Source organism: Streptomyces sp. NPDC024555, assembly GCF_055559335.1.
Map to the genome: position 1 here is coordinate 326,799 of NZ_JBVHKV010000006.1, position 23,354 is coordinate 350,152.

Annotated in this window: 23 protein-coding genes; 15 read left to right on the top strand and 8 right to left on the bottom strand. The window is 73.2% G+C overall.

The genetic code is table 11. The annotated features are described in order from the left end of the window. Nucleotides 1-56 precede the first annotated feature (56 nt). The 4 genes from lipB (at nucleotide 57) to ACZ4FH_RS12995 (ending at nucleotide 3,180) form a co-directional block, all read left to right on the top strand. Nucleotides 57-869 carry a lipoyl(octanoyl) transferase LipB gene (lipB, locus tag ACZ4FH_RS12980; RefSeq protein WP_467304349.1) on the top strand — a complete coding sequence of 271 codons (813 nt, stop codon included), beginning with the start codon at nucleotides 57-59 and terminating at the stop codon, nucleotides 867-869. A gap of 159 nt (nucleotides 870-1,028) precedes the next feature. Further along, entirely contained in the window at nucleotides 1,029-1,970 is a 942-nt protein-coding gene (gene lipA, locus ACZ4FH_RS12985) for a lipoyl synthase (protein WP_383633483.1), read from the top strand. A gap of 279 nt (nucleotides 1,971-2,249) precedes the next feature. Beyond that, a complete protein-coding gene (locus tag ACZ4FH_RS12990; protein WP_383632242.1) occupies nucleotides 2,250-2,459 on the top strand; it encodes an SCO2195 family GlnR-regulated protein in 210 nt (69 codons plus the stop codon). A gap of 10 nt (nucleotides 2,460-2,469) precedes the next feature. Next, a complete protein-coding gene (locus tag ACZ4FH_RS12995; RefSeq protein WP_467304351.1) occupies nucleotides 2,470-3,180 on the top strand; it encodes a DUF4191 domain-containing protein in 711 nt (236 codons plus the stop codon). Nucleotides 3,181-3,272: 92 nt separating this feature from the next. Here ACZ4FH_RS12995 and ACZ4FH_RS13000 read toward each other — a convergent pair whose 3' ends face one another. Continuing rightward, nucleotides 3,273-3,740, bottom strand: coding sequence for an RDD family protein (locus ACZ4FH_RS13000; RefSeq protein WP_467304352.1), 468 nt, complete (start codon nucleotides 3,738-3,740; stop codon nucleotides 3,273-3,275). Nucleotides 3,741-4,016: 276 nt separating this feature from the next. Between ACZ4FH_RS13000 and glnA the strand changes: the two genes are divergently transcribed. Beyond that, entirely contained in the window at nucleotides 4,017-5,426 is a 1,410-nt protein-coding gene (gene glnA, locus ACZ4FH_RS13005) for a type I glutamate--ammonia ligase (protein ID WP_383632251.1), read from the top strand. 87 nt (nucleotides 5,427-5,513) lie between these two features. Here the strand turns inward: glnA and ACZ4FH_RS13010 are convergent, their stop codons facing one another. From ACZ4FH_RS13010 to ACZ4FH_RS13020, 3 genes are read right to left on the bottom strand one after another with little or no spacing between them, the layout of a single operon-like run. Beyond that, nucleotides 5,514-7,424, bottom strand: coding sequence for an SMI1/KNR4 family protein (locus ACZ4FH_RS13010; RefSeq protein ID WP_467304353.1), 1,911 nt, complete (start codon nucleotides 7,422-7,424; stop codon nucleotides 5,514-5,516). Between the two features lie 47 nt (nucleotides 7,425-7,471). Further along, nucleotides 7,472-7,864 (bottom strand): VOC family protein, encoded by a 393-nt coding sequence (locus tag ACZ4FH_RS13015; protein ID WP_467304354.1) that lies wholly within the window; start codon nucleotides 7,862-7,864, stop codon nucleotides 7,472-7,474. Between the two features lie 32 nt (nucleotides 7,865-7,896). Then, nucleotides 7,897-8,382 (bottom strand): hypothetical protein, encoded by a 486-nt coding sequence (locus ACZ4FH_RS13020; protein ID WP_467304356.1) that lies wholly within the window; start codon nucleotides 8,380-8,382, stop codon nucleotides 7,897-7,899. A gap of 223 nt (nucleotides 8,383-8,605) precedes the next feature. On the opposite strand from ACZ4FH_RS13020, the gene ACZ4FH_RS13025 reads away from it, so the two are divergent. Next, the gene (locus ACZ4FH_RS13025) at nucleotides 8,606-8,968 is read left to right on the top strand and encodes a hypothetical protein (protein ID WP_467304457.1); all 363 of its coding nucleotides are present in this window, start codon (nucleotides 8,606-8,608) and stop codon (nucleotides 8,966-8,968) included. 74 nt (nucleotides 8,969-9,042) lie between these two features. Here ACZ4FH_RS13025 and ACZ4FH_RS13030 read toward each other — a convergent pair whose 3' ends face one another. Beyond that, nucleotides 9,043-9,312: a hypothetical protein gene (locus ACZ4FH_RS13030; protein WP_467304357.1), complete on the bottom strand. Its 270-nt coding sequence runs from the start codon at nucleotides 9,310-9,312 to the stop codon at nucleotides 9,043-9,045. A gap of 129 nt (nucleotides 9,313-9,441) precedes the next feature. Between ACZ4FH_RS13030 and ACZ4FH_RS13035 the strand changes: the two genes are divergently transcribed. Next, the gene (locus tag ACZ4FH_RS13035) at nucleotides 9,442-9,801 is read left to right on the top strand and encodes an arsenate reductase family protein (protein WP_467304358.1); all 360 of its coding nucleotides are present in this window, start codon (nucleotides 9,442-9,444) and stop codon (nucleotides 9,799-9,801) included. Nucleotides 9,802-9,819: 18 nt separating this feature from the next. Here ACZ4FH_RS13035 and ACZ4FH_RS13040 read toward each other — a convergent pair whose 3' ends face one another. Beyond that, entirely contained in the window at nucleotides 9,820-10,725 is a 906-nt protein-coding gene (locus tag ACZ4FH_RS13040; RefSeq protein WP_467304359.1) for a Gfo/Idh/MocA family protein, read from the bottom strand. Nucleotides 10,726-10,797: 72 nt separating this feature from the next. Between ACZ4FH_RS13040 and ACZ4FH_RS13045 the strand changes: the two genes are divergently transcribed. The 4 genes from ACZ4FH_RS13045 (at nucleotide 10,798) to ACZ4FH_RS13060 (ending at nucleotide 15,686) form a co-directional block, all read left to right on the top strand. Beyond that, nucleotides 10,798-12,435, top strand: coding sequence for a hypothetical protein (locus ACZ4FH_RS13045; RefSeq protein WP_467304360.1), 1,638 nt, complete (start codon nucleotides 10,798-10,800; stop codon nucleotides 12,433-12,435). Next, nucleotides 12,432-13,565 carry an ARPP-2 domain-containing protein gene (locus ACZ4FH_RS13050; RefSeq protein ID WP_467304361.1) on the top strand — a complete coding sequence of 378 codons (1,134 nt, stop codon included), beginning with the start codon at nucleotides 12,432-12,434 and terminating at the stop codon, nucleotides 13,563-13,565. Before ACZ4FH_RS13045 ends, ACZ4FH_RS13050 begins: the two co-directional genes overlap by 4 nt. A gap of 158 nt (nucleotides 13,566-13,723) precedes the next feature. Next, entirely contained in the window at nucleotides 13,724-14,758 is a 1,035-nt protein-coding gene (glnII, locus tag ACZ4FH_RS13055; protein ID WP_467304362.1) for a glutamine synthetase, read from the top strand. Between the two features lie 352 nt (nucleotides 14,759-15,110). Further along, on the top strand, nucleotides 15,111-15,686 hold the full coding sequence (locus ACZ4FH_RS13060) for a winged helix-turn-helix domain-containing protein (protein ID WP_467304363.1): 576 nt from the start codon (nucleotides 15,111-15,113) through the stop codon (nucleotides 15,684-15,686). 72 nt (nucleotides 15,687-15,758) lie between these two features. Here ACZ4FH_RS13060 and ACZ4FH_RS13065 read toward each other — a convergent pair whose 3' ends face one another. Next, nucleotides 15,759-17,879 (bottom strand): MMPL family transporter, encoded by a 2,121-nt coding sequence (locus ACZ4FH_RS13065; protein ID WP_467304364.1) that lies wholly within the window; start codon nucleotides 17,877-17,879, stop codon nucleotides 15,759-15,761. Nucleotides 17,880-18,118: 239 nt separating this feature from the next. Between ACZ4FH_RS13065 and ACZ4FH_RS13070 the strand changes: the two genes are divergently transcribed. Together ACZ4FH_RS13070 and ACZ4FH_RS13075 are read left to right on the top strand one after the other, a co-directional pair. Continuing rightward, the gene (locus ACZ4FH_RS13070) at nucleotides 18,119-19,387 is read left to right on the top strand and encodes a sensor histidine kinase (RefSeq protein WP_467304365.1); all 1,269 of its coding nucleotides are present in this window, start codon (nucleotides 18,119-18,121) and stop codon (nucleotides 19,385-19,387) included. Further along, nucleotides 19,372-20,025: a LuxR C-terminal-related transcriptional regulator gene (locus ACZ4FH_RS13075; RefSeq protein ID WP_383632287.1), complete on the top strand. Its 654-nt coding sequence runs from the start codon at nucleotides 19,372-19,374 to the stop codon at nucleotides 20,023-20,025. The genes ACZ4FH_RS13070 and ACZ4FH_RS13075 overlap by 16 nt, the downstream gene beginning before the upstream one ends. Nucleotides 20,026-20,046: 21 nt before the next feature. Here ACZ4FH_RS13075 and ACZ4FH_RS13080 read toward each other — a convergent pair whose 3' ends face one another. Then, a complete protein-coding gene (locus ACZ4FH_RS13080; protein WP_467304366.1) occupies nucleotides 20,047-20,538 on the bottom strand; it encodes a MarR family winged helix-turn-helix transcriptional regulator in 492 nt (163 codons plus the stop codon). A 71-nt stretch (nucleotides 20,539-20,609) separates the two neighbouring features. Between ACZ4FH_RS13080 and ACZ4FH_RS13085 the strand changes: the two genes are divergently transcribed. Both ACZ4FH_RS13085 and ACZ4FH_RS13090 read left to right on the top strand, forming a co-directional pair. Then, nucleotides 20,610-21,155, top strand: coding sequence for a carboxymuconolactone decarboxylase family protein (locus tag ACZ4FH_RS13085; RefSeq protein ID WP_467304367.1), 546 nt, complete (start codon nucleotides 20,610-20,612; stop codon nucleotides 21,153-21,155). A 65-nt stretch (nucleotides 21,156-21,220) separates the two neighbouring features. Further along, nucleotides 21,221-23,155: a hypothetical protein gene (locus ACZ4FH_RS13090; protein WP_467304368.1), complete on the top strand. Its 1,935-nt coding sequence runs from the start codon at nucleotides 21,221-21,223 to the stop codon at nucleotides 23,153-23,155. Nucleotides 23,156-23,354: the final 199 nt, after the last annotated feature.

Sequence of the window (23,354 nt, forward strand, 5' to 3'; positions counted from 1 at the left end):
GGCAGTACGGGGACACCCCCCGCACCCACGGCACCGCAGGAAGAGAGGCAGCAGCCGTGACCGAGCTCCGGTTCGTCCGTCTGGGATTCGGCGAGCAGGCGGTCGACTATCAGGAGGCCTGGCAGAAGCAGCGCGAGGTGCACGCGGCGCGGTTCGAGGACACCGTCCCCGACACCTGCCTGCTGCTGGAGCACCCGCCCGTCTACACCGCGGGCCGCCGCACGGCCGACAGCGAGCGCCCGCTCGACGGCACCCCGGTCATCGACGTGGACCGCGGCGGCAAGATCACCTGGCACGGCCCCGGCCAGCTGGTCGGCTACCCGATCCAGAAGCTGCCCCGCCCGGTCGACGTCGTGGCGCACGTGCGCCGGCTGGAGGAGGCGCTGATCCGTACGGCCGCCGAATTCGGGGTGGAGACCTCCCGGGTCGAGGGCCGCAGCGGCGTCTGGGTCCTCGGCGACCCGGTCGAGCAGCGCCCGGCGCTCGGCGGCCTCTCGCTGGACTTCGACCCCCGGCTCCAGGACGAGGAGTTCGACGCCCGGCTCAACGGCCCGGAGTACGCCCCGTCCAACGCCGGCCAGCGCCGCGAGGACCGCAAGCTGGCCGCCATCGGGATCCGGGTGGCCAAGGGCGTGACCATGCACGGCTTCTCGTTCAACGTGAACCCGGACAACACCTGGTTCGACCGGATCGTGCCGTGCGGCATCCGGGACGCGGGCGTCACCTCGCTCGCCTACGAGCTGGGCCGCGACATCACCATCGCCGAGGTGCTCCCGGTCGTCGAGAAGCATCTGCGGGACGTCCTGGAGAACGCCGAACTCGCCCCGCGCACGATCGCGCGCGACGACGACGCCATGGCCACGGCGTGACCCACGGAACACCGGTCCGGGAATAGGACCTGTCGGCCCCAGGTTGGGCAGACGTAAAGCCGAACGAACCACGGGCGTACCCTGGTGTTCGCCGAAGAATCCAATGCAGTGAAAGCAAAGGGGAGTGCCGGAGTGTCTGTCGCACCCGACGGGCGCAAGATGCTGCGCCTGGAGGTCCGGAACAGCCAGACCCCCATCGAGCGCAAGCCCGAGTGGATCAAGACCCGGGCGAAGATGGGCCCCGAGTACAACCAGCTGCAGAAGCTCGTGAAGAGCGAGGGTCTGCACACGGTGTGCCAGGAGGCCGGCTGCCCCAACATCTTCGAGTGCTGGGAGGACCGCGAGGCCACGTTCCTCATCGGCGGTGACCAGTGCACCCGGCGCTGTGACTTCTGTCAGATCGACACCGGCAAGCCGCAGGCGCTGGACCGGGACGAACCCCGCCGCGTCGGCGAGTCGGTCGTCACGATGGACCTGAACTACGCCACCATCACCGGCGTCGCCCGCGACGACCTGGAGGACGGCGGTGCCTGGCTGTACGCGGAGACCGTGCGCCAGATCCACGCGCTGACCGCGGAGCGGGAGGCCGGCCGCACCAAGGTCGAGCTGCTGATCCCCGACTTCAACGCGGAGCCCGCCCAGCTCGCCGAGGTCTTCTCCTCGCGCCCCGAGGTGCTGGCGCACAACGTGGAGACGGTGCCGCGCATCTTCAAGCGCATCCGCCCCGGCTTCCGCTACGAGCGCTCCCTGGAGGTCATCACCCGGGCCCGCGAGGCCGGTCTGGTGACCAAGTCCAATCTGATCCTGGGCATGGGCGAGACCCGCGAGGAGGTCAGCGAGGCGCTGCGCGACCTGTACGAGGCGGGCTGCGAGCTGATCACGATCACCCAGTACCTGCGCCCGTCGGTGCGCCACCACCCGGTGGAGCGCTGGGTGAAGCCGCACGAGTTCGTGGAGCTGAAGGACGAGGCCGACGCGATCGGCTACTCCGGTGTGATGTCCGGGCCGCTGGTCCGCTCCTCGTACCGGGCCGGCCGGCTCTTCCAGCAGGCGATGGACCGGCGCGGGGCGACGGCCGCGGCCGGGGCGCCGACCGCGTGACGTCACCCGTGTGAATCCCGGCACAGGCACCGCCCCGGCGGTCACCGCCGGACCGAAGCGGCTCGTACGCTCCTCGCAGGCCGGGGGCGCGTATGGGCCGCTTCGGCGTGCGCGGCGCGCTCATCGGGGTTTCATTGGTGTGTGACCGACCGGCCACGCGCTGGTAACACCGAGCCGCGACCCTGGGTGCAACGCTCGTTCCCGTCACTCCGTCCGCGCAGCACATCCCGCCCGCCGGGCCCGCCCGGTGCGCGCATCCGTTCCGAGGGGACTTCCACGATGCAGGCCGTGCCGGTACGCGCCACCGCCCTCCCGTCCGTCACGGGCGCCCTCCGCGCCGTCGAGTCGCTGCTCCTGGCCGGCGGCCAGCGCACCGCCCGCCGCAACGCCTGGACGGCCGTCCTGGAGGACCGCCGCCGGGCCGAGGACCGCGTCGCGTCCGCGCACGTACTGGAGGCCGTGGCGGACCACCGTTCGAAGGCCACGTAAACTTCATTGCATGGCGAGGAAGGCAAACACCACTGAAGGCGCGGACAGCGCCGAGAACGCGGGGCGGCTCAAGCAGATCGCCCTGACCTACAAGATGACCAGGCGGACCGACCCCAAGATCGGTCTTGTTGTCGCGGGTGTGGGAATCGTCACCTTCGGTGTCCTCCTCGCGATCGGTTTCTTGATCGATCACCCGATCTACCTGGGCATCCTGGGCTTCGTGCTCGCTCTCCTCGCGATGGCGATCGTCTTCGGACGGCGCGCCGAGCGGGCGGCCTTCGGCCAGATGGAGGGCCAGCCGGGTGCGGCGGCCGCGGTGCTCGACCGCGTCGGCCGGGGCTGGACCACGACGCCGGCGGTCGCGATGAACCGCAACCAGGACGTCGTCCACCGGGCCGTGGGCAAGGCGGGCATCGTGCTGGTGGCGGAGGGCAACCCGAACCGGGTGAAGAGCCTGCTCGCCGCCGAGAAGAAGAAGATGGCCCGCATCGTGGTCGACGTGCCCGTGCACGACATCATCGTCGGCAACGGCGAGGGTCAGGTGCCGCTCAAGAAGGTGCGCACCAAGATGCTGAAGCTGCCGCGCGTGCTGACCGGCCCGCAGGTGACGGCCGCCAACGACCGGCTGCGCGCCATGGGCGACCTGATGAGCAACATGCCGCTGCCGAAGGGCCCCATGCCGAAGGGCATGCGGATGCCGCGCGGCGGAAAGATGCGCTGACCCGCCACGGACGGACGAAGAGGGCGGGCGCGAACCGGTTCGGTTCGCGCCCGCCCTCTTCCCGTCTCCCGCGGTCCGGCCCGCCGCAGCCCTCAGATGCGCACCTGGACGGCGCGGCCCAGCCGGTCGTGGACGCCCCGCCCGTCGCGGTCCCAGACCAGGGCCGGGATCACCAGGCAGAGCAGCAGGCTGCGCACCAGCGCCCGCCCGAACCCCAGCGGTCCGCCGTTCTCCGAGACGACCCGGATGCCCGTCAGACGCTTGCCCGGAGTGCAGCCGATGGTACCGACGGTGAGCACGCTGAGGACGAAGAAGATCCCGAGCGCCCAGTTGCCCGCGGCCTGCTGGTCACCGCGAGCGAACAGCCCGTATGCGATCAGCATGCACAGGGCCCAGTCGATGAAGAGCGCGCCGAAGCGCCGCCCTAGGGGCGCCATGGCCCCGGGTCCCTGCTCGGGAAGCCCGAGCCGCTTGCCCCGGTACCCGAAGTCGGCGCCCATCTCCTCGGCGGCCGCACGCGGCCCGGAGAGCCACGATCCGATTGCTTGCCTGTTGTCCACCCGACCACGGTACTGCGCCCCTGCCGCGGCCCCGCCCGGCGGGGGCGGGCCAGGGCCGTGACACACGTCCGGAACAGGGCCGGAACGCCGCCGGAACGGCTCCGGAGCAGACCGGGGAGGCGCCGGTCACACCCGCCCCGGTTAACTTCGGCGAAACAAATGGGTCATGCTTGAGAAATCCGGTCTGCCTATGGTCGGGTCCAGCGTGGGCCACCGCACTGGCCGCACCACGAGCTACCACCCCGTTCCTCTCCGGACGGGAGTAGGAGGAGTTGGATGTTCCAGAACGCCGACGACGCGAAGAAGTTCATCGCCGACAACGACGTCAAGTTCATCGATGTCCGGTTCTGCGACCTGCCCGGTGTGATGCAGCACGTCACGGTCCCGGCGGCGACCTTCAACCCGGCCGACGAGCTTGCCTTCGACGGCTCGTCGATCCGCGGCTTCCAGGCCATCCACGAGTCCGACATGTCGCTGCGCGCGGACCTGTCGACCGCCCGGGTCGACCCCTTCCGCCGCGACAAGACCGTCAACATCAACTTCTTCATCCACGACCCGATCACCGGCGAGCAGTACAGCCGTGACCCGCGGAACGTGGCCAAGAAGGCGGAGGCCTACCTCGCCTCCACCGGCATCGCCGACACGGCGTACTTCGGCCCCGAGGCCGAGTTCTACGTCTTCGACAACGTCCGCTTCCAGACGTCGGCGAACGAGAGCTTCTACCACATCGACTCCGAGGCCGGCGCCTGGAACACCGGTGCGGTCGAGAACAACCGCGGCTACAAGGTCCGCTACAAGGGCGGTTACTTCCCGGTCTCGCCGGTCGACCACTTCGCCGACCTGCGCGCCGAGATGTCCCTGGAGCTGCAGAACAGCGGCCTGGAGATCGAGCGCCAGCACCACGAGGTCGGCACCGGCGGCCAGGCGGAGATCAACTACAAGTTCAACACGCTGCTCGCCGCGGCCGACGACCTGATGCTCTTCAAGTACATCGTGAAGAACGTCGCCTGGCGCAACGGCAAGACCGCGACCTTCATGCCGAAGCCGATCTTCGGCGACAACGGCTCGGGCATGCACGTCCACCAGTCCCTGTGGGCCGGCGGCGACCCGCTCTTCTACGACGAGCAGGGCTACGCGGGCCTCTCGGACACCGCCCGCTACTACATCGGCGGCATCCTCAAGCACGCCCCGTCGCTGCTGGCCTTCACCAACCCGACGGTGAACTCCTACCACCGCCTGGTGCCCGGCTTCGAGGCCCCGGTCAACATGGTGTACTCGCAGCGCAACCGCTCCGCCGCGATGCGCATCCCGATCACCGGCTCCAACCCGAAGGCCAAGCGCGTCGAGTTCCGCGCCCCGGACCCGTCGTCCAACCCGTACCTGGCCTTCTCCGCCCTCCTGATGGCCGGCCTCGACGGCATCAAGAACAAGATCGAGCCCGCCGAGCCGATCGACAAGGACCTCTACGAGCTGGCTCCCGAGGAGCACGCCAACGTTCAGCAGGTCCCGACCTCCCTCCCGGCCGTCCTGGACGCCCTGGAGGCGGACAACGAGTACCTCCAGGCCGGCGGCGTCTTCACGTCCGACCTGATCGAGACGTGGATCGACTACAAGCGCACCCACGAGATCGCCCCGATCCAGCTGCGCCCGCACCCGCACGAGTTCGAGCTGTACTTCGACCTCTAGATCGCGGATCGCGTACACGCACGGGCCGGGCCCGCTCCTCCTCGACGGAGGGGCGGGCCCGGCCCGTTTCCGTGCGGGCCCGGCGGCTCAGCCCCGGTGCCGGCGGAAGCCGATGTACGCGTAGCTCTCCCCCGCGCGCGGGGCGCGGGTCCAGGAGCGGGTGGGGAAGGTGGGGAGGGCGCCGCGGGCGAGGGCGAAGCGGGGGAGGGAGAGGTTCAGTTCGGTGTGGAGGGCGGTCAGGAAGCGGCGTTCGCCCGCGAGGGGGGTGTCGTCGGGGCGGAAGAGCCGGTCCGGGTCCAGGGCCTCGGGTATCGGTCCGGAGCGCTGGATCTCGGTGCCCCGGACGGTGAACGCGTAGAGTTCGCGGCCCTGTTCGGCGACGGAGAGGTGGAAGGCGGAGCGGTCGGGATCGGGGTCGGGGGTGTCGCGTCGGGGGTTGTTCCAGACCACGACCGCGCGGCCGGTGGCGGAGGCCGCCGCGGCGGGGGGAGCGAGGCGGTCGCCCACCAGGTGGGACTCGCCGTCGAAGGCGAAGGCCCAGCCCTCGGCGGTGCGGCCGACGCTCACCGTGGCCCGGTCCTCCCACGGCTCGGCGTCGTCGAGACCGCGTCGGTCACGCCGGTGGTGGGGGGTCATGCGCAGGTTCACGGGGGCGCCCAGAGTGGCACCCTCCCCGCCCAGCAGTGCGGGCAGCCGGTCCGGGGACGCGTCCTCCACCCAGACGCAGCGGTAGCCGGAGAAGGACGGCTGGTAGCCGTCGGGCTCGGTGAGCCAGACGAGGCCGGGCGGGTCGAGGTCGGGCACGGGGGCGGGGGCCGGGCCGTGCTCGCCGGAGCGGGGGGTGGCGAGGAGTTCGGCGCCGCGCTCCGGGGTGATCAGCGGGCCGAGGCAGGGGTCGGCGAGCAGGCCGGCCGGGGCGATCAGCGCGGGGCCGGACGTCTCCCAGTGCGGAAGGCCGGCGCGCAGCGTGCGCCAGGCGGCGTCCGTCGCGCCCCAGCGGGCCTCGTCCCGGGCGCGGGCGACGGCCCGGCCCCAGGCACCCTCGGGCGCGTAGCGGTGGGTGCCGTCCCGGACCGCGCCGAGGACGGCCTCGGCGGTCTCCCGGGGGACGCCCCGTGCGGTGATCATCCCGAGCCAGTGGTCGTCCCCGCCCAGCCGCCAGGTGTCGCGGCCGGGATCCAGGGCCTGCACGGGCAGGAACTCGGACAGATAGCGGGGGTCGCCGACGAGCATGCCGTAGTCCTGGCGGCCGTTCGGCGCGAGGAACTGCCGGATCTGCTGGAGCAGCACATGGCTGTGCGGCCGGCCGAAGGACCGCGCGTCCTCCAGCAGCGGCACGGCCTCCTCGTACCGTCCGCGCAGGGCCAGCCGCCGGGCCTCCTCGACCCGGGCGTCCTGGGTGCGCGTGGTCGCGTTGACGAAGCCGGGCTGTGCGGCGCGGTCGCCGTGGAAGCCGCGGTACATGTCCTCCATGTACGCGTGGAACGAGGCGTAGCGCTCCGGGTACTCACCGCCCCAGCCCTTGTAGACGTACAGGGCCCATTCGCCGTCCTCGTCCGTGTCACCCGGGTCCAGGAGGGCGTACGACATGTCGGAGTCGGTCTCCAGGCGCAGCGCGCGGGTCCACATCCCGGCCATCCGGACGGCCTCGGGGTGCGGGTCGTCGCCCAGGTTCTCCTCGTACATCGGGGTCATGCCGTACGGGTCCCCGAACCAGTCGATGTCCTCGGCGCCGCCGAGCCGGTAGATCCCGGCGGTCTGGTCGACCTGCCATCCGTTGCTCGCGGCCAGGAAGCCCCGGTACGAGGGCGGCAGCCGCCGTCCGAGCCGGGCCTCGGCGGCGGCGATCGCGGACTCGGACGCCCCCGGCACGCCGAGCCGGTGCGGCCCCTCCCCCGGGTCCTCGTCCGCCTCCTCGTCGGCCCCGTCCTCGGAGGGGACCCACTCGTCCTGCCAACGCCCCAGGAATGTCTGCCAGTCGAAAGAACCTTCACTCATGGCCGGATGGTGTCATCCGGCACCGACAACGCCGTCGCCGCGCCCGTTCAGGCGCCGGCGTCGTGCACGATCTGGATGAGATTGCCGCAGGTGTCGTCCAGGACCGCCACCGTCACCGGCCCCATCTCCAGGGGCTTCTGGGTGAACCGGACCCCGAGCGCGCTCAGCCGGGCGTACTCGGCGGGCACGTCGTCCACGGCGAAGGCCGCGGCGGGGATGCCGTCCTCGACCAGGGCCGCCTTGTACGGCTTCACGGCGGGGTGGCCGTCGGGCTCCAGCAGCAGTTCGGTCCCGTCGGGAGCCTCGGGCGACACCACGGTCAGCCAGCGGTCCGCGCCCACGGGCACCTCGTGCTTCTTCACGAAGCCCAGCACCTCCGTGTAGAAGCGCAGGGCCTTGTCCTGGTCGTCGACGAAGACGCTGGTCAGATGGATGCGCATGGGGTTCTCCGGGTCGGTGCGGTGAGGGCGGCTCAGTGGCGCAGGGCCTTGCCCACCTCGGCCTTCACGTCTCCTTCGAGCGTGCGGTTGCTGCGGGCCGTGGCGTCCTCGGTGGCCTTGGCCGCCACGTCGTCGACCGTGACCACGACGGTGTCGAGGAGATTGCCGCTCGCGTCCTCGAAGTCGACCTGGACGGCGTAGGACTGCGTGCTGTCGGTGCTGTTCGTCACGGTGATCTTCGAGGTGGCCCGGCCGTGGCCGTCGATGGTGGCGGCGGCCGCCTTGACGTCGCCGCTCGCGTTCACGCCGTCCTTGATGTCATTGAGCTTGTCCCCGGCGGCGGCCGTGGCGGAGGCGACGGCGTCGGCCCCCTTGGAGGCGGCGGACGAAGCCGCGGAGGCCGCCTTGGAGACCGTGCTCGACGCGGTGCCCCCGTCGTCGGAGCAGGCCGTGGCCGTCGCGGCGATCACCGCCGCCACCAGCACCGCGCCCGCGCCCCGTACGCCTCGCCTCGCCATGGTGCCTCCCAGCACTCGCCGTGTCGGAGCCAGTCAACGGGGCGGCGGGTGCGGGCGCACCCGGGGCGGGCGGTGGTTGGGCCGGACGGGCGGCGGGGTCGCGGGACCGGGCCGGAGCACCGAGGGTGGAGGGATGGACGAGCCGGCCGCATCCCCGAGCCCCGCTCCGGAACCCGCGCCCGGGTCCGGGCCCCGGCGACGGCTGTGGCCGTGGGTGCTCGTGATGATCCTGGTGCTGCTGGCCCTGGGGGCCGGCGCGGTCTCCGCCGTACTGGCGCGGGAGGCGCACAGCGCGGGGGCCAGGACCCTGCACGTCCGCTACGAGGTGACCGGGGCGGCCGAGGACGTGACCCTCACCTACAGCACCTGGCGGGACGACGAACTGTCGACCGGGCGGCTGACGCTGCGCCGGCTGCCGTGGGCCGGGGAGGTGGACACGAAGGGGTTCATGGACGGCGGTTCGTTCACCGTCACGCTCGGCAGGTCCGGGGGCCGTGTGGCCTGCGCGGTGACCGTGGACGACGGCACCCGGCGGACCGCCACCGCCTCGGGGCCCTTCGCCACGGCCTCGTGCGACGGCTTCTGATCCTGAGCGGCGGACCACCGCGCCCCGCCCCCGCCCGGAGAGGTCCGGACGGGGGCGGGGCGTGTGCGGGCGGGTCAGCGGCCGTAGCGGATGAGGGCGCGGACCATGCGGCAGGTGGTGTCGGACGGCGGGTGGATGCCGATGCGCTCGGCGGTCGTGCGTATCCGGGCGTTGCTCGCGGTCGACGGGTGGTGGACGCCCGTGTCGAGCAGCGCGATCGCCAGGCGCATCGCCTTCAGCCGGCGGTTGTGCGCGACGTACCACTCGCGCGGACGGCCGGCGGGAAGGCGCTTCTTCCTCAGGGGCTTGTGGACGGGCGGGGTCGTGACTGCGGCAACGGTCATGGGCAACCTCCTGGCGCGGTGGCGTGACTCTGCGGAACCCTCACGAACTACCCCCATTTTACTGCCCCCCACTGACAATCGCCCCTGGCCAGAGGGGTTTTCGGGGATCCATCCCGTACCTTTGGCCCCATGGAGATCTGGATCAATCCCGCCTGTTCCAAGTGCCGTTCCGCGGTGAGTCTGCTCGATGCGGAGGGGGCCGACTACACCGTCCGCCGCTATCTGGAGGACGTGCCCTCGCCCGACGAGATCCGAACCGTGCTCGGCCGTCTCGGACTGGAGCCGTGGGACATCACCCGCACCGGGGAGGCCGCGGCCGGGGAGCTGGGCCTCGCGGACTGGCCGCGCGACGCGGACGCCCGGGACCGCTGGATCACCGCCCTCGCCGAGCATCCGAAGCTGATCCAGCGGCCGATCATCACGGCGGACGACGGCACGGCCGTGGTGGCCCGCACCGACGAGGCGGTCCGGGACGCGCTGGGGCGGTGAGCGGACCGCCCCCGCCGTTCAGCCCGCCACCGCCTCGGCCTCCGCGAGCAGTTCGGTCAGCCGGAGGCCGAAGCGGACGTCGCAGGGGTGCGGTTCTCCCGTACGGACGGAGTCGGTGAGGGCGTCCACGGCGGCGCGGAAGGCGTCCACGGCGCCGTTCCAGCCGGGCAGTGCGGCGATGCCGTGCTCGCCCCGCAGTTCGACGCCGACGCCGGCGGCGGCGACCGGGGCGCCGAGGGCGAGGGTCACGGTGCTGGAGGCGCCGGAGGTGTGACGGAGCACCAGGTGGTGGAGGTCCGCCGGGCCCCGGGCGGCGGTCAGGGCGGTGACGTCGCCGAGGACCGGGATCAGGACGGAGAGGGCGTGCGGGCCGACGTCCCAGAGGCCGCCCTTCTCCCGGCGCCACGGGGACGCGGCGTAGGCGCTGTCGGTGCCCGGGGCCCACAGCGCGCCGATCCACTCGGCCCGTGCGGTGAACCAGTCGCCCCTCGCGCGCTGTTCCTCGATCCAGGCGGCGGTCTCCGGCGCGAAGCGCAGGGTGCAGAACACGATCGAGGCGACCCTGGCCTGCTCGGCCGCCTCGGCGACCGCGCGGGCGGCCCCGACGGTGGTGGCCACCGGCTTGTCCATGAGCAGATGGCATCCGGCCGCCGCGGCCCGCACGGCCAGCGGGGCCTGGACGTCCGGCGGCAGCGCGAAGGCGACGGCGTCACTGGCGGCGAACAGTTCGTCGAGCCCCGCGTCCCCGCTGTACGCCTCGGTTCCGTGCTCCCCGGCCAGCGCGCGGGCGGCCTCCTCGCGGCGGCCCCACACCCCGCTCAGCACGGCACCGGGGTGGGCGGCGAGGGCGGGTGCCTGGGTGGCGCGGGCCCACGGGCCCGTACCGACCAGGCCGATACGCAGGGGGTTCTCGGGAGGCGTCATGGGTCCAGTGTGCCCGGTGGGGCGCGGTGCGCGTCCGAATGGGGTGGCGGGGCGGACGGGCGTACGGATACGTTGGCCGGGCCGGCCGCGGGACTCCGGTGCGACTTCCGGGACTTGCCTTTGAAGCAAATATTTCGCTGTTCGCGCCCCCATTCCCCGGCCGGCTTCCGTGTGCGCGCACGCCTCGCGGAACACCACGGGGGGGCACCGACCATGACGACCGAGACGACCGAGACCCTGGCCGACCTCGTCGCGGCCGAGGACGTCCTGCTCTTCGTCAACGCGGCGATCACCGCGACCGGGCAGCGCGAATTCCGCTCGGACGCGGACGAGCAGCGGCTCTCGCTGGACTTCCTGCACGCGTACGTACGCGTCAACTACCGCCGGGTGTACGCCGCCGCGCTCGCCCTGGGCATCAACGACCACAACGCCGCGCAGATCGTGCACGGCCTGCTGGTCCACGCCGCCGACGCCACCGCCGAGCAGAGGCGCGCCGAGGGCCGGCTGATCGCGGCCCGGCTGGCGCGGATGGCGCCGCAGCGGGTCTACCGGCTGTTCCGGGGGCTGCGCACGGCCGGGGTCAACAACCGGCGCACCCGTGCGATCGTGCGCGACTGGCTGGCCGCCCGGCCGGACCTCGGGCACGACGCCGTGAAGTACCGCGCGGGCCTGAAGGCCGCGGCCCGCCACGCCCATCTCCGGCTCGACGGCGCACCGGCCGCTGCCACGGGCCGCGCAACGGACGGCGAGCTGGGGGCGTTCCTGTTCCGGCCGGGCACGCTGCCGCGCTACCGGCACCCCCTGCTGGACGCCTGGCGCCGGGCCCACTACGAGCAGGGCGCCGTCGGGGAGCTGCCGTTCACCGTCGCGGAGGGCTTCGCCGCCCGGCGCGGCATGGAGCGCGAGGCGTTCCTGGAGCGGATGGCGCCCCGGATGACCCGGCTGGAGCGGCTGCGCACGCGGCAGGAGCGGGCGGACGGGCGCCCCGGACCGCCCCCGGACGTCGATCTGGCGGTGATGCCGCTGACCCGTCTCGCGCTGTACGTGCTGGCGCTGGACCGGGAGGAGCGCGGGCGGCGGCGCGCGGAGCTGACCGGGGCGCTGCGCACGGCCGGCCGCCGGGCCGCCGGGCCGCACGCCGGGAGCTGGGGGCGGGTCGCCGCGGTGCTCGACGACAGCTACTCCTCGTCCGGTTCGGGCGTGAAGCGGCGCCGCCCGCTGGCCGTGGCGCTGGCCTGCCACCATCTGCTGGAGGCGCTCGCCGCGCCCGGCGCGTACACCGGGCTGTGGACCTCCGGCGCGAGGGATCCGCTGCTGGTCGTGCCGTGGGGGCCGACGCCGCTGGGCCTGCGGGTCCTGGACGCGCTGGAGCACGGTCCGGACCGGCTGGTCGTCGTCTCGGACGGCTGGGACAACGCCCCGCCGGAGCTGGCGGGTGAGGTGCTGCGGGTGTGGCGGGCGCGGATCGACCCGGAGCGGCGCACCTCGGCGGTCCATGTGAACCCTGTATACGACGCGGAGGGCTTCGACGTGCGACGGCTGTCGCCCGCCGTGCCGACGGCCGGGATCCGCGACGCGGAGGACCTGCCGGCGCTGGTGGAGCTGGCGCAGTTCTCCGAGGGGCGTACCGGGCCCGCCGAGCTGTACGCGTACCTGGACCGGCAGGTCGCCCGGTTCACCGGGGCCGGTCCGGAAGGAGCGGAGCGGTGACCGGGATCGAGACGGCCGGGCTCACGACGGGCCCGGCGCAGGTGTGGGGCGGCATCCGGCTGGTGCCGCTGCTGCGCGAGGCCCCGGTGGAGGGGCTGCGGCTGCACCGGGAGGTGTACGAGGGGTACGGGGCCGGTGTCGTGGAACTGGGCCCGCGTGCGGCGTACACCTCGTACATCCCGCACGGGTTCGTCGCGGACTGGTCGGGCGAGGGGGCCGGGTCGGCGGCGTACGGCACCCAGCTGTCCGGTGGGAACGGCGACGGCACGCGGCCCGAGGCCGTGCGGCTGCCCCGGCTGCGCCACCACCGGCTCGCCAAGCGGCGGCCGGGCGACCGGCTGCGCTTCCTGCCGCTGCATCTGGCGCTGGAGGGCTATCTGGCCCTGCACTTCGGCGGTCCCTCGACGGCCTGGGAGGAGTGGTCGCGCTCGGCGCTGCGGAACGGGCTGTCGCCGCGCGCGGAGGACACGTACCTGGGGTGGTCGGTGCGGGGGCTCGGCGAGGCGCTGCGGGTCTTCGAGATCCATCCGGGCCAGTGCGGGGTGATGGTGTACGCCTCGGACGCGCTCGCCGCCGCGTTCGTGGTGCCGCACCCGGAGGACTACCGGCTGCTGCACGCCACGCTGGTCCAGGACCTGTACGGGGAGCTGGTCCACCAGTACGCGATGTACGGCGCCCCGGTGGCCGATTTCGCGGCGCGGATCGCGGACGGCCCGCATCTGCGGACGCTCGCGGACCTGCGGGCCGCGGCGCGGGTCCAGGAGCGGGCGTGGAGCACGGGGCACGACACGCTGTTCGCCGGGGAGCTGCTGGACGGTTCGTACGCCTTCGACCGGGTGCACCGGATGGGGGCGTTCACGCTCTGGCGGTTCCTGCCGCCGTTCGTCCGCGACGGGACGGGGCAGCACATCGGGGAGACGATCACCGACCACAAGGGCCGGGTCGCGTACCTGAAGACGTTCCGGCTCTCCGAGGCGCAGATCCGGCGCGGGTATCTGCTGCGGCGGCTGGCCGCCGAGGACTGGCATCTCGGGAACACGGCGCGGGCGCTGGGGACGAGTCCCGAGGAGCTGGTGCGGCGGATCCGGGCGGCCGGTTTCGCGTCGCTGCTGCGCGACCGGGGGCGGTGAGCGCGGCCCCGGTCGCGGGGTCCGCTCCCCCGCACCGAGGGTGCGTCGCATGCCGGAAACCCCGGTAACACGGGGTTCACACGAGGGCAACGGTCGGGAAATCGCGCCTTGCGAAGCTGCGCTGCAGAGACCCGCAGCACCCCCGAAGGATGGCTTCCGTGACGTTCAAGGCTGAGTACATCTGGATCGACGGCACCGAGCCGACCGCCAAGCTCCGTTCCAAGACCAAGATCATGCCGGGCGCCCCGTCGTCCGACGTGGCCGCGCTGCCCGTCTGGGGCTTCGACGGTTCGAGCACCGGCCAGGCCGAGGGCCACGCCTCCGACCGGGTGCTGAAGCCGGTCTTCACCTGCCCGGACCCGATCCGCGGCGGCGACGACGTCCTGGTCCTGTGCGAGGTCTTCGACATCGACATGACCCCGCACGCGTCGAACACGCGGGCGCTGCTGCGTCCGGTCGCCGAGCAGTTCGCCGGGCAGGAGGCGATCTTCGGCATCGAGCAGGAGTACACCTTCTTCGACGGCCACCGTCCGCTCGGCTTCCCCGAGGGCGGCTTCCCGGCCGCGCAGGGCGGCTACTACTGCGGCGTCGGCGCGGACGAGATCTTCGGCCGCGAGATCGTCGAGAAGCACCTCGACAACTGTCTCAAGGCGGGCCTGGGCATCTCCGGCATCAACGCCGAGGTCATGCCCGGCCAGTGGGAGTTCCAGGTGGGCCCGCTCTCCCCGCTGGAGGTCTCCGACCAGCTGTGGGTGGCCCGTTGGCTGCTCTACCGCACCGCCGAGGACTTCAACGTCTCCGCGACCCTCGACCCCAAGCCGGTCAAGGGCGACTGGAACGGCGCGGGCGCGCACACCAACTTCTCCACCCGGGCGATGCGCGAGGGCTACGACGCGATCATCACCGCCTGCGAGTCCCTCGGCGAGGGCTCCAAGCCCATGGACCACGTGAAGAACTACGGCGCCGGCATCGACGACCGTCTGACGGGCCTCCACGAGACCGCCCCCTGGAACGAGTACAGCTACGGCGTCTCGGACCGCGGCGCCTCCGTCCGCATCCCCTGGCAGGTCGAGCAGGACCGCAAGGGCTACATCGAGGACCGCCGCCCGAACGCCAACGTCGACCCCTACGTCGTCACCCGGCTGATCGTCGACACCTGCTGCACCGCGCTGGAGAAGGCCGGCCAGGCCTGATCCGCACCGCACACGCATACGCCGAGGGGGCGTTCACCGGAGACCGGTGGGCGCCCCTTCGGCGTGGCGTGAGGTACGTAACGCCAAGGGTCCGTATCGACGGCCGAGAGAGGTCTGCTGCCGGCGGGCGTTCTCTGGTTCAATGGGGGCATGGCCAGCATCCCGTACGTCTCGACCGGTCGCAGCGACCTCGAACCGTTCTGGCCGTCCCGTCAGCACCACGACTTCGACCGGGTGTGTTGCCGCGCGTGGAACGCGCCGGCCCTCTAAAGCCGCTCACCCCGGTCTTCGGCCCGCGCGCACGAAGCACGTCCCTCCACAGACGACTCCTCGCGCGAAAGAGCTGACCCTCATGGCGAACACCCGTACCTTCTCCGCCGCTGCCGCCTCCACCGCTCCTCCCCCGTCCGCCGCCCGGCACCGGCTGCGCGCCGTGGCACCGGACGAGACCGTCCGGCCGGCCGATGTCTCCGCGCTGCTGACGCCGGGGGCGACCTGGCTGCCGGCGCCCCAGCACACCCTGCCCGCGCTGCCGGGGCGGCCTCCGATGGTCGGCTATCTGGTGCTGGTCCCGGCGGACCAGCAGCCGGCGCTCGCGGCGGCCGCCGCGCAGTACGTGCTGCCGGAGGTGCCGGCTCCGGCGCCGGCGGGGCCGGTGACCATCGATTCCGTCCAGCGTTCCGCCTCCGTGAACGGAGCGGTGCTCGATCTCACGTATCTGGAGTTCGAGCTGCTCGCCCATCTGGTGGCGCACCCCCACCGGGTGCACACCCGCGACCAGTTGGTGACCACCGTGTGGGGCTACGGGCATGTGGGCGACGGGCGGACCGTCGACGTCCACATCGCCCGGCTGCGCCGCAAGCTGGGGGCCGAGCACCGCCGGTCGATCCAGACGGTGCGGCGCGTCGGATACAAGTACGCGCCCTGACGCACGAAGGAGGGGCCCGGTTCCGGAGTGTCCGGAACCGGGCCCCTTCGCCGTCCGGGGGGGCGGGAGGGGTCAGACGCGCACCGACGGGGCGGGCGCGGCGACGGCCGGTTCGCCGTGGTCGGGGGCGGGGAGGCGGGTCAGGGCGCGCGGGGTGCGCCAGTTGCGTTCGCCGAGGAGCGCCATCACCGAGGGCAGCAGGACCATGCGGACGACCGTGGCGTCGAGCAGGACGGCGACGGCCAGGCCGACGCCCATCTGCTGCATGTCCTGCATGGAGAGCGTGCCGAAGACGGAGAACACCGCCACCATGATCACGGCCGCGCCGGTGACGGCGCCCGCGGTGCGCCGGATGCCCTCGTCGATGGCCTCGCGGGTGGACAGGCCGCGCAGTCGGGCCTCGCGGATCCGGGAGACGACGAAGACGTGGTAGTCCATGGAGAGTCCGAACAGGACGACGAGGACGAACAGCGGCATCCAGGACTCGATCGCGCCGACCCCCTCGGAGCCGATCAGCGAGGCGCCCCAGCCGTGCTGGAAGACCGCGGTCATCACCCCGTAGGCGGCGGCCACGGAGAGCAGGTTGAGGACGATCGAGGTGACCGCGACGACGTAGCTGCGGAAGCAGAACAGCATGAGCAGCAAGGTCACCGCGGCGATGAAGAGGAACACCGGCACGATGCCGCGTCCGAGCTGGTCGTTGAAGTCCACGGACCCGGCCGTCTCGCCGGTGACGTAGGCGTGCGCCCCGGTGCCGTCGAAGGCGGCCGGCAGCCGCTTCTCGCGCAGTTCGCGCAGTCCGTCCTCGCCGTCGGGCAGGGGGACCTCGAACTCGGCGACGTTCTCGGCGCGGTGGACGGTCACTCCGTGGAATCCGGCCAGTGCCGTGCGGACGGCGGGTGCCGCGATGTCGTCGGCCTCGACGACCACCTGGGCCGGGGCGGGGCCGCCGGGGAAGGTCTCGCTGATCTCCCGGTAGGCGACGGAGAGCGTGGAGTCGGAGCCGAACTGCTTCTCCAGGCCGAGTGATTCGGTCTTCATGCCGACGGCGGGCGCGGCGAGGGCGAGCAGGACGGCGACGGAGGCCACGGCGAAGAGCTTCGGCCGGTTCAGCACCGGGCGCAGCAGCCGTCCGGCCACCCGGCCGCTCTCCTTGCGGCCGCGCCGGGCACGGCGGTTGAGCAGCGGGATCCGGCCCGCCTCGACGCGGTCGCCGAGCCAGGACATCAGGGCGGGCAGCACGGTCACGGAGCCGAGCATCGCGATGAGGACGACGAGGATCGTAGCGAGTGCGAAGCCCTTGAACAGCATCAGCCCGGACAGGAACATCCCGGCCATGGCGACCATGACGGTCAGCCCGGAGACGAGCACGGCGCGGCCGCTGGTCGCGGCGGCGATGTGCAGCGCCGTCTCGGCGTCGTGCCCGGCGGCCCGCTCGTCGCGTTCGCGGCGCAGGTAGAACAGGCAGTAGTCGACGCCGACGGCGAAGCCCATCAGGAACATCACGGAGTACGTGGTCTGGAAGAGGTGCAGCTGGTGGCTGGCGAGCGAGAGCAGGCCGAAGGCGGCCATGCAGGCGGTGAGGGCGAGGCCGACGGGGAGCAGGGCCGCGACGACGGCGCCGAAGGCGACGAGCAGGATGCCGAGCGCGAGGGGCACGGCGGTGAACTCGGCCTTCTTGAAGTCGTCGGAGAGCAGGTCGCCGAGCCACTTGCCGGCGCTGGCGTCGCCGAACTGGCGGACGGTGACGTCGTTCCGCTCCTCCGCAACGCCGGCGACGGCGTCCAGGACCGGCTGGACCCGGTCGGCGGCGGTGTCCGGGTCGCCCTTCATCGAGAAGGTGATCAGCCCGTCCTTGCCGTTCCCGGAGGCGACGGGCGGGGCGAGGTCGGTGACCTCGCCGGTGCGGTCGAGGGCGGTGGCCAGGTCGGCGGCGGCCTTCCGCCAGCCGTCGGGGCGGTCGGACGACACCATGACCAGTTCGCCGGCCCGGTGGCCGAGGCCCGCGTCGGCGAGGATCTTCTCGGCTCGGGCGGAGTCCCCGGCCCCGTTCTCGGCGTCGGTCATCTCGACCATGCCGGACGCGCCGCCGAGACCCGCGGCCAGAACCACGAAGAGCAGCCAGCCGAGAACGGCCGTCTTGCGATGGTGTGCGCTCCACACACCGATACGTGCCGCGAGGTTTCGCCTCATGGCGGTGTCGCCCCCTGAAGTAGTACGTCGGACCTGACTCCTCGAATCTAGGAATCGCCGGTCCGCCGCCCCAGCCGCCGGGGCCCCCACCCGCCCGTGCCGTAGGGCGAGGTCCGGGGGGTGGTGCTGGGTACACCCCGCCCGGGTGGCGGACCGGCTGACGCCGGGGGCGGGGCCCGGGTCAGACTGGGTGCGCACCGGGCCGGCACGGCGGCCCGACGAGGGGAAGCGAGTGGTTCATGAACGCCATCGGAGGACGGATACGGGCGGCGCTGCTGGCCGCGTGGCGCGGACTGGTGCTGTCGTTCACCGCCCTCGCGGGTTCCGTCACGCTGTTCACGGTGACGCTGGTGTCCATCTCGCTCATTCCGCTGGGCATCGGCCTGGTGACCACTCCGTACCTGGTCGCGGCGGTGCGCAGGCACGCCAATCAGCGGCGGCTGCTGGCGATCACCTGGTCGGACGTGCGGATCCCCGTGCCGTACCGGCCGTTCCCGAAGGATCTGCGGAGCGGGTTCACCGGGTACGTGGAGCGCACGACGCTGCTGATGAAGGACCCGGCGACCTGGCGGGACATGCGCTGGATGCTGGTGGACATGACGGCGGGCGCGGTGGTGGCGCTGCTGGCGGCGGTGCTGATGGCCTACCCGGTGGAGGGTTTCGTCCTGGCGGCCGGTCTGTGGCGGGTGTTCACGGACGACCGGTACTGGTACGCGTTCGTGCCGGTCGACAGCCAGGCGACGGGGCTGATGGCCGCCGGGCTCGGAGTGGTGCTGTTCGCGGTCGGGGTGGCGCTGAGCCGACCGCTGCTGCGGGCCCACTTCGTGCTCGCCCGTTCGGTGCTCGCCCCCACCCAGGAGCAGGAACTGGCTCTGCGCGTCGACCGGCTGACCGAGACGCGGCACGAGGCCGTGGACACGGCCGCCTCGGAGCTGCGGCGCATCGAGCGGGATCTGCACGACGGGGCGCAGGCCCGGCTGGTCGCCATGGGCATGAACCTCGGGGCCATCGAGGCGTTGGTCGAGAAGGACCCGGCGCAGGCGAAGAAGCTGCTGGCGATGGCCCGGGAGTCCTCGGCCGAGGCGCTCACCGAGCTGCGCGATCTGGTGCGGGGCATCCACCCTCCGGTGCTGGCCGAGCGCGGACTCGGGGACGCGGTGCGGGCGTTGGCGCTGAGGCTGCCGCTGACGACCGAGGTGGACGTGGAGCTGGCGGGCCGGGCCGAGGCCCCGGTGGAGTCGGCGGCCTACTTCGCGGTGAGCGAGGTGCTGACCAACGCGGCGAAGCATTCGGGCGCGGACCGGGTCTGGGTGGACATGCACCACGCGGAGGGGATGCTGCGGATCTCGGTGACCGACAACGGGAGGGGCGGGGCCGAGGCCGGGGCGGGTTCCGGGCTGAGCGGAATCGAACGGCGACTCGGTACATTCGACGGCGTCATGGCCGTCAGCAGTCCCGCGGGCGGTCCCACCATGGTGACCATGGAGATCCCTTGCGAGTTGTCCTAGCCGAAGATCTCTTCCTGCTGCGCGACGGCCTGGTCCGCCTGCTGGAGGCGTACGACTTCGAGATCGCGGCCGCCGTCGAGACCGGGCCCGAACTGACCCGGGCGCTCGCGGAGTTGCAGCCGGACGTCGCCGTGGTCGACGTCCGGCTCCCGCCGTCCCACACGGACGAGGGGCTGCAGTGCGCGCTGGCCGCCCGGCGGGCGCGGCCGGGGCTCCCGGTGCTCGTCCTGTCCCAGCACGTGGAGCAGTTGTACGCGCGCGAGCTGCTGGCGGACGGCAACGGGGCGATCGGCTATCTGCTCAAGGACCGGGTCTTCGACGCGGACCAGTTCATCGACGCGGTCCGCCGGGTCGCGGCGGGCGGCACGGCGATGGATCCGCAGGTCATCTCCCAGCTGCTGAGCCGGCGGGCGCAGGACGAGCCGATGGGCGGGCTGACGCCGCGCGAGCGGGAGGTCATGGAGCTGATGGCGCAGGGCCGGTCGAACGCGGCGATCGCCTCGCAGATGGTGATCACGGAGCGGGCGGTGGCCAAGCACACCTCGAACATCTTCGGGAAGCTCGGTCTGCCGCCCTCCGACGACGACAACCGCCGCGTCCTCGCGGTGCTCGCCTATCTGGACCGGGGCAAGGCGTAGGCCCCGCTCCGCGCCACCGCGTCACCCGTTGAACCAGGCGGCCATGTCGAGCCGGTGGGCGTCCGCGCCGGCCATGGTGCGCAGATCGTCCTCCAGGGCGCGGACGCGGTCGGCTCCGAGGGTGCGCACCCAGGCGGCGCGGAGCCGGTCGAAGCCCTCGGCGGACCGGGTCAGCATGTCGATGCCGTGCGGGGAGAGCCGGACCAGTTTGCGGCGGCCGTCGTGGGGGTCGTCGAGGCGTTCGACGTATCCGAGGGCTTCGAGCTTCTCGACGGTCTTGCCGGCGGCCTGTTTGGAGACGCCGAGCCGGCGGCCGATCTCCCCGGCGGTCGATCCGGCGAGGCCCACCGCCTGGAGCGCGTAGCCGTGCGCGGGGCTGAGGCCGGCGTGCCCCTCCTCGGCCAGTTCGGCGTGGAGGGCGTCGATGACCGACCGGAAGCCGGCGAACAGCAGCAGGGGCAGCTCGAAGCCGGCCGGGTCCGCGCCGGACGTCCCTCCGGCGGGCTCAGCCATTGCGAAACTCGACAACCTGGTTTACTTTTTCGTCAATCACGTTGTCGAGTTTACCGCGAGAGGGGACACCCATGTCCGCGACCCGCTTTCCCGACCACACGCCCGAAACCGCCCCGCCCGCCGCCCGTCCGACCATGACCTCCGTGACGGAGAAGCAGGGCTACCTGCCCGTCGGGGTCGCCCGGCTCGCCACCTCGCCCGAGACGCTGAACGGCTTCCTCAGGCTCAGCGCCCTCTTCGAGTCGACGACCCTGGACCCGCTCTCCCGCGAGGTCCTGATCATGACGGTGGCCGCCCGCAACGGCTGCCACCTCTGCGTGGCGATGCACACCGCCCGGCTCGCGGCGCTGGAGGCCGACGCCGCACTCGTCGCCGCCCTGCGCGAGGGCCACCCGCTCCCGGACGAACGGCTCGAAGCCGCACGGACGTTCACCCTGGCCGTCATCGAGACGACCGGCGCCGTGGACGACGCCGCGCTCGCGGCGTTCCTGTCCCACGGCTACACCCCGCGCAACGCCCTGGAGGTGACCCTCGGCATCGGCGCGTACACCGTCTCGACCCTGGCCAACCGGATGACGGGCGCCCCCGTCGACCCCCAACTCGCCGCCTTCGCCTGAGGATTGTCCTCTCCCGGACCCGCCGCCCGGGGTGACCATCGCACGATTCGCTCGTTCTGCTGAATGTGCGCCCACAGCCAGAGCCATCCTCAGCCGGCGCGGAGCGGCCGGGGGCCGCGCTCGTCGAGCACTATCCGCGCCTGGTCCGGCTCGGCTATCTCATCCTGCCCCAGGCACCCGACCGCGACCGGCGGGTGCTCACCGCCCACGCCCTGGCCCAGCGGTCCCTCCAGGCGGCGCTGCGCGCCGGTCCGGCGCACGGCGGGGTGCTGCCGCCGCCGCGCCGCCCCGGCCGGTCCGCACCGGCCGATCCGGGGTACGCGTACGTGCGGAGCCGGGTGGTGCGGGGCGCCCTTGCGGCCGGACGCGGCGAGGGGCCGGGCCACCGCCCCCGGCTCGTCCCGCTGCCGCCCGTCCTGCCCCTGGCCTGGGGTCTGCGGCTCCTCCCCCACGCCGGAGGGGCCGGCCAACTGGCCCTGGAGCAGGAGCTGTCGGAGGTCAGCCGGGCCGCGCGCGCGGCGTTCGCGCTGCGCGGTCTGGAGGGTCTCGCGGACGGGGAGATCCGCCGGGAGCTGGCCGACGCCGGCGTGGCGGACCCGCACGCGGCGCTGACCGAGGCGGACGGGGTGGCCTCGCCGGCGGCGCTGCTGGCCTCCCCGGGCTTCGACGCCTGCTCGCTCCAGGCCCGCCCGCCCGATCTGCCGCGCCGCCGGCGGTACGCCCGCGCCGGTCTGGTGGCGCTCGCCGCGCTGCTGGTCTGCGGGGCGCTGCTCGGGCTGCCCGGCGACGGCTGGGGCCACAGCGCCCCGGCCGCGCCGCCGTACGCGCGCAACCCCGCCGCCGAGAAGGCCCTGGACCCGGCGGCGCTGCTCCGGGTCCCGGCGGACTTCTGGCGGCGTTCGGCCCGTACGGACTTCACCGCCTGGCCCACGCGCGGCGACCGCGCCGACGACACCGCGCTCCTGCGGCGGGCGCTCGCGGTCTGGGCGCGTCCGGGCGAGGGGGTGCGGACCTCGGCGACCCCGCGCACCCCCGAGGGCCCGCCGATGGGACCGCCGCAACTGCTCTACGCGGGCGAGGTCGGCGCCTCCCGTGTGGTGCTGTTCCACGACGGGCTGCGGGTGGTGCGGTACGCGGAGCCGCGCGCGGCCGGCTCCGCGGGCGCCGCGCTCGACTTCGCCCGGGTCGACGGGGCCGACGCGGCGGCCTCGGGCGCGCTGGTCGTGGACCGGGGGCGCGGCGGGGTCCGGTATCTGACCGCGCCCTGGGTGCGCGGGGTGCGGGTGCGGGACCTGCTCGCCCCGGACCGGGCGCCCCGGGGCCTGCACCGCACCGCCGACGGGGTCACGGACGCGCTGCCGAGCCCGGTGAACGCCTCCGGCTGCACGTCCTGGTCCGCGCTGGAGCTGGCCGGGCCGGGGGCGGTGCGGCTGGTGACGGATCTCGGCGAACTCGCCCCGGCCCGGCTGACCTCCGGCCCGCCCGCGCACCCCCACGACGTCTCCGGGCGCGCGGAGCACGAGAGCTGGGCGCGGACCGCCTGTCTGCTTCCGGCGGTGAGCTCGCACGGGGTCCGGGCGGTCAACTCCTGGGTGTACGCCCGCCAGCGGCTCCCCGAGGGCAGCGGTTCGGCCCAGTGGCTGTGCACCCGGGCGGAGACCTGGCGGGGCACCGGGAGCCGGGTCCTCGCCCTGTTCCAGCCGCTGCCCACCGGTCCGGGCGCGGCCCCGCCGCCGGGTGCGGTCGCGGCCCGCGCCGAGGACTCGCCCGCCTGCGGGACGCGTACGCCCCGGGCGCTGGCCGGTGTGCTGTGGAAATCGCGCACCGGGCGGTGGTACGTCCTGGCCGCGGGCAGCGAGCAGTTCGCCTCGCTGACCGCCTCGGGCGGGGTGAGCGCACGGGCGCGCGGCCGGCTGCTCGCGGTGCCGGCCCGCGCGGGCGACCGGGCCCGGCTCGACGGCGAACTGGCGGACGGCAGCCGGGTCGGGGTGCTGCGCTAGCGCGGGCACGGGGGAAGGGGAGGAACCGGCGTTCCTCCCCTTCCCCGGCGGGTGTTCCGCTCCCGCACCGCGCTCCGGCGGATCAGGAGCGTGCGGCGGCAGGGCCGCCGCGGGCCGTTCAGACCTGGAGCCCCGTGGCCTTCACGTCCTCGACCTTGCGGACCTTGATCTCCATGCGATTCACCTCCTCGTGACTGGA

What these genes read in the sequence shown, in the direction of transcription:
- ACZ4FH_RS13040 (WP_467304359.1), bottom strand. Translation starts at nt 10,725, where the DNA reads ATGACGCCTCCCGAGAACCCCCTGCGTATCGGCCTGGTCGGTACGGGC.
- ACZ4FH_RS13060 (WP_467304363.1), top strand. Translation starts at nt 15,111, where the DNA reads ATGGCGAACACCCGTACCTTCTCCGCCGCTGCCGCCTCCACCGCTCCT.
- ACZ4FH_RS12990 (WP_383632242.1), top strand. Translation starts at nt 2,250, where the DNA reads ATGCAGGCCGTGCCGGTACGCGCCACCGCCCTCCCGTCCGTCACGGGC.
- glnA (WP_383632251.1), top strand. Translation starts at nt 4,017, where the DNA reads ATGTTCCAGAACGCCGACGACGCGAAGAAGTTCATCGCCGACAACGAC.
- lipA (WP_383633483.1), top strand. Translation starts at nt 1,029, where the DNA reads ATGCTGCGCCTGGAGGTCCGGAACAGCCAGACCCCCATCGAGCGCAAG.
- ACZ4FH_RS13065 (WP_467304364.1), bottom strand. Translation starts at nt 17,879, where the DNA reads ATGAGGCGAAACCTCGCGGCACGTATCGGTGTGTGGAGCGCACACCAT.
- ACZ4FH_RS13015 (WP_467304354.1), bottom strand. Translation starts at nt 7,864, where the DNA reads ATGCGCATCCATCTGACCAGCGTCTTCGTCGACGACCAGGACAAGGCC.
- ACZ4FH_RS13080 (WP_467304366.1), bottom strand. Translation starts at nt 20,538, where the DNA reads ATGGCTGAGCCCGCCGGAGGGACGTCCGGCGCGGACCCGGCCGGCTTC.
- ACZ4FH_RS13030 (WP_467304357.1), bottom strand. Translation starts at nt 9,312, where the DNA reads ATGACCGTTGCCGCAGTCACGACCCCGCCCGTCCACAAGCCCCTGAGG.
- ACZ4FH_RS13020 (WP_467304356.1), bottom strand. Translation starts at nt 8,382, where the DNA reads ATGGCGAGGCGAGGCGTACGGGGCGCGGGCGCGGTGCTGGTGGCGGCG.
- ACZ4FH_RS13025 (WP_467304457.1), top strand. Translation starts at nt 8,606, where the DNA reads ATGATCCTGGTGCTGCTGGCCCTGGGGGCCGGCGCGGTCTCCGCCGTA.
- ACZ4FH_RS13010 (WP_467304353.1), bottom strand. Translation starts at nt 7,424, where the DNA reads ATGAGTGAAGGTTCTTTCGACTGGCAGACATTCCTGGGGCGTTGGCAG.
- ACZ4FH_RS12995 (WP_467304351.1), top strand. Translation starts at nt 2,470, where the DNA reads ATGGCGAGGAAGGCAAACACCACTGAAGGCGCGGACAGCGCCGAGAAC.
- ACZ4FH_RS13035 (WP_467304358.1), top strand. Translation starts at nt 9,442, where the DNA reads ATGGAGATCTGGATCAATCCCGCCTGTTCCAAGTGCCGTTCCGCGGTG.
- ACZ4FH_RS13085 (WP_467304367.1), top strand. Translation starts at nt 20,610, where the DNA reads ATGTCCGCGACCCGCTTTCCCGACCACACGCCCGAAACCGCCCCGCCC.
- ACZ4FH_RS13070 (WP_467304365.1), top strand. Translation starts at nt 18,119, where the DNA reads ATGAACGCCATCGGAGGACGGATACGGGCGGCGCTGCTGGCCGCGTGG.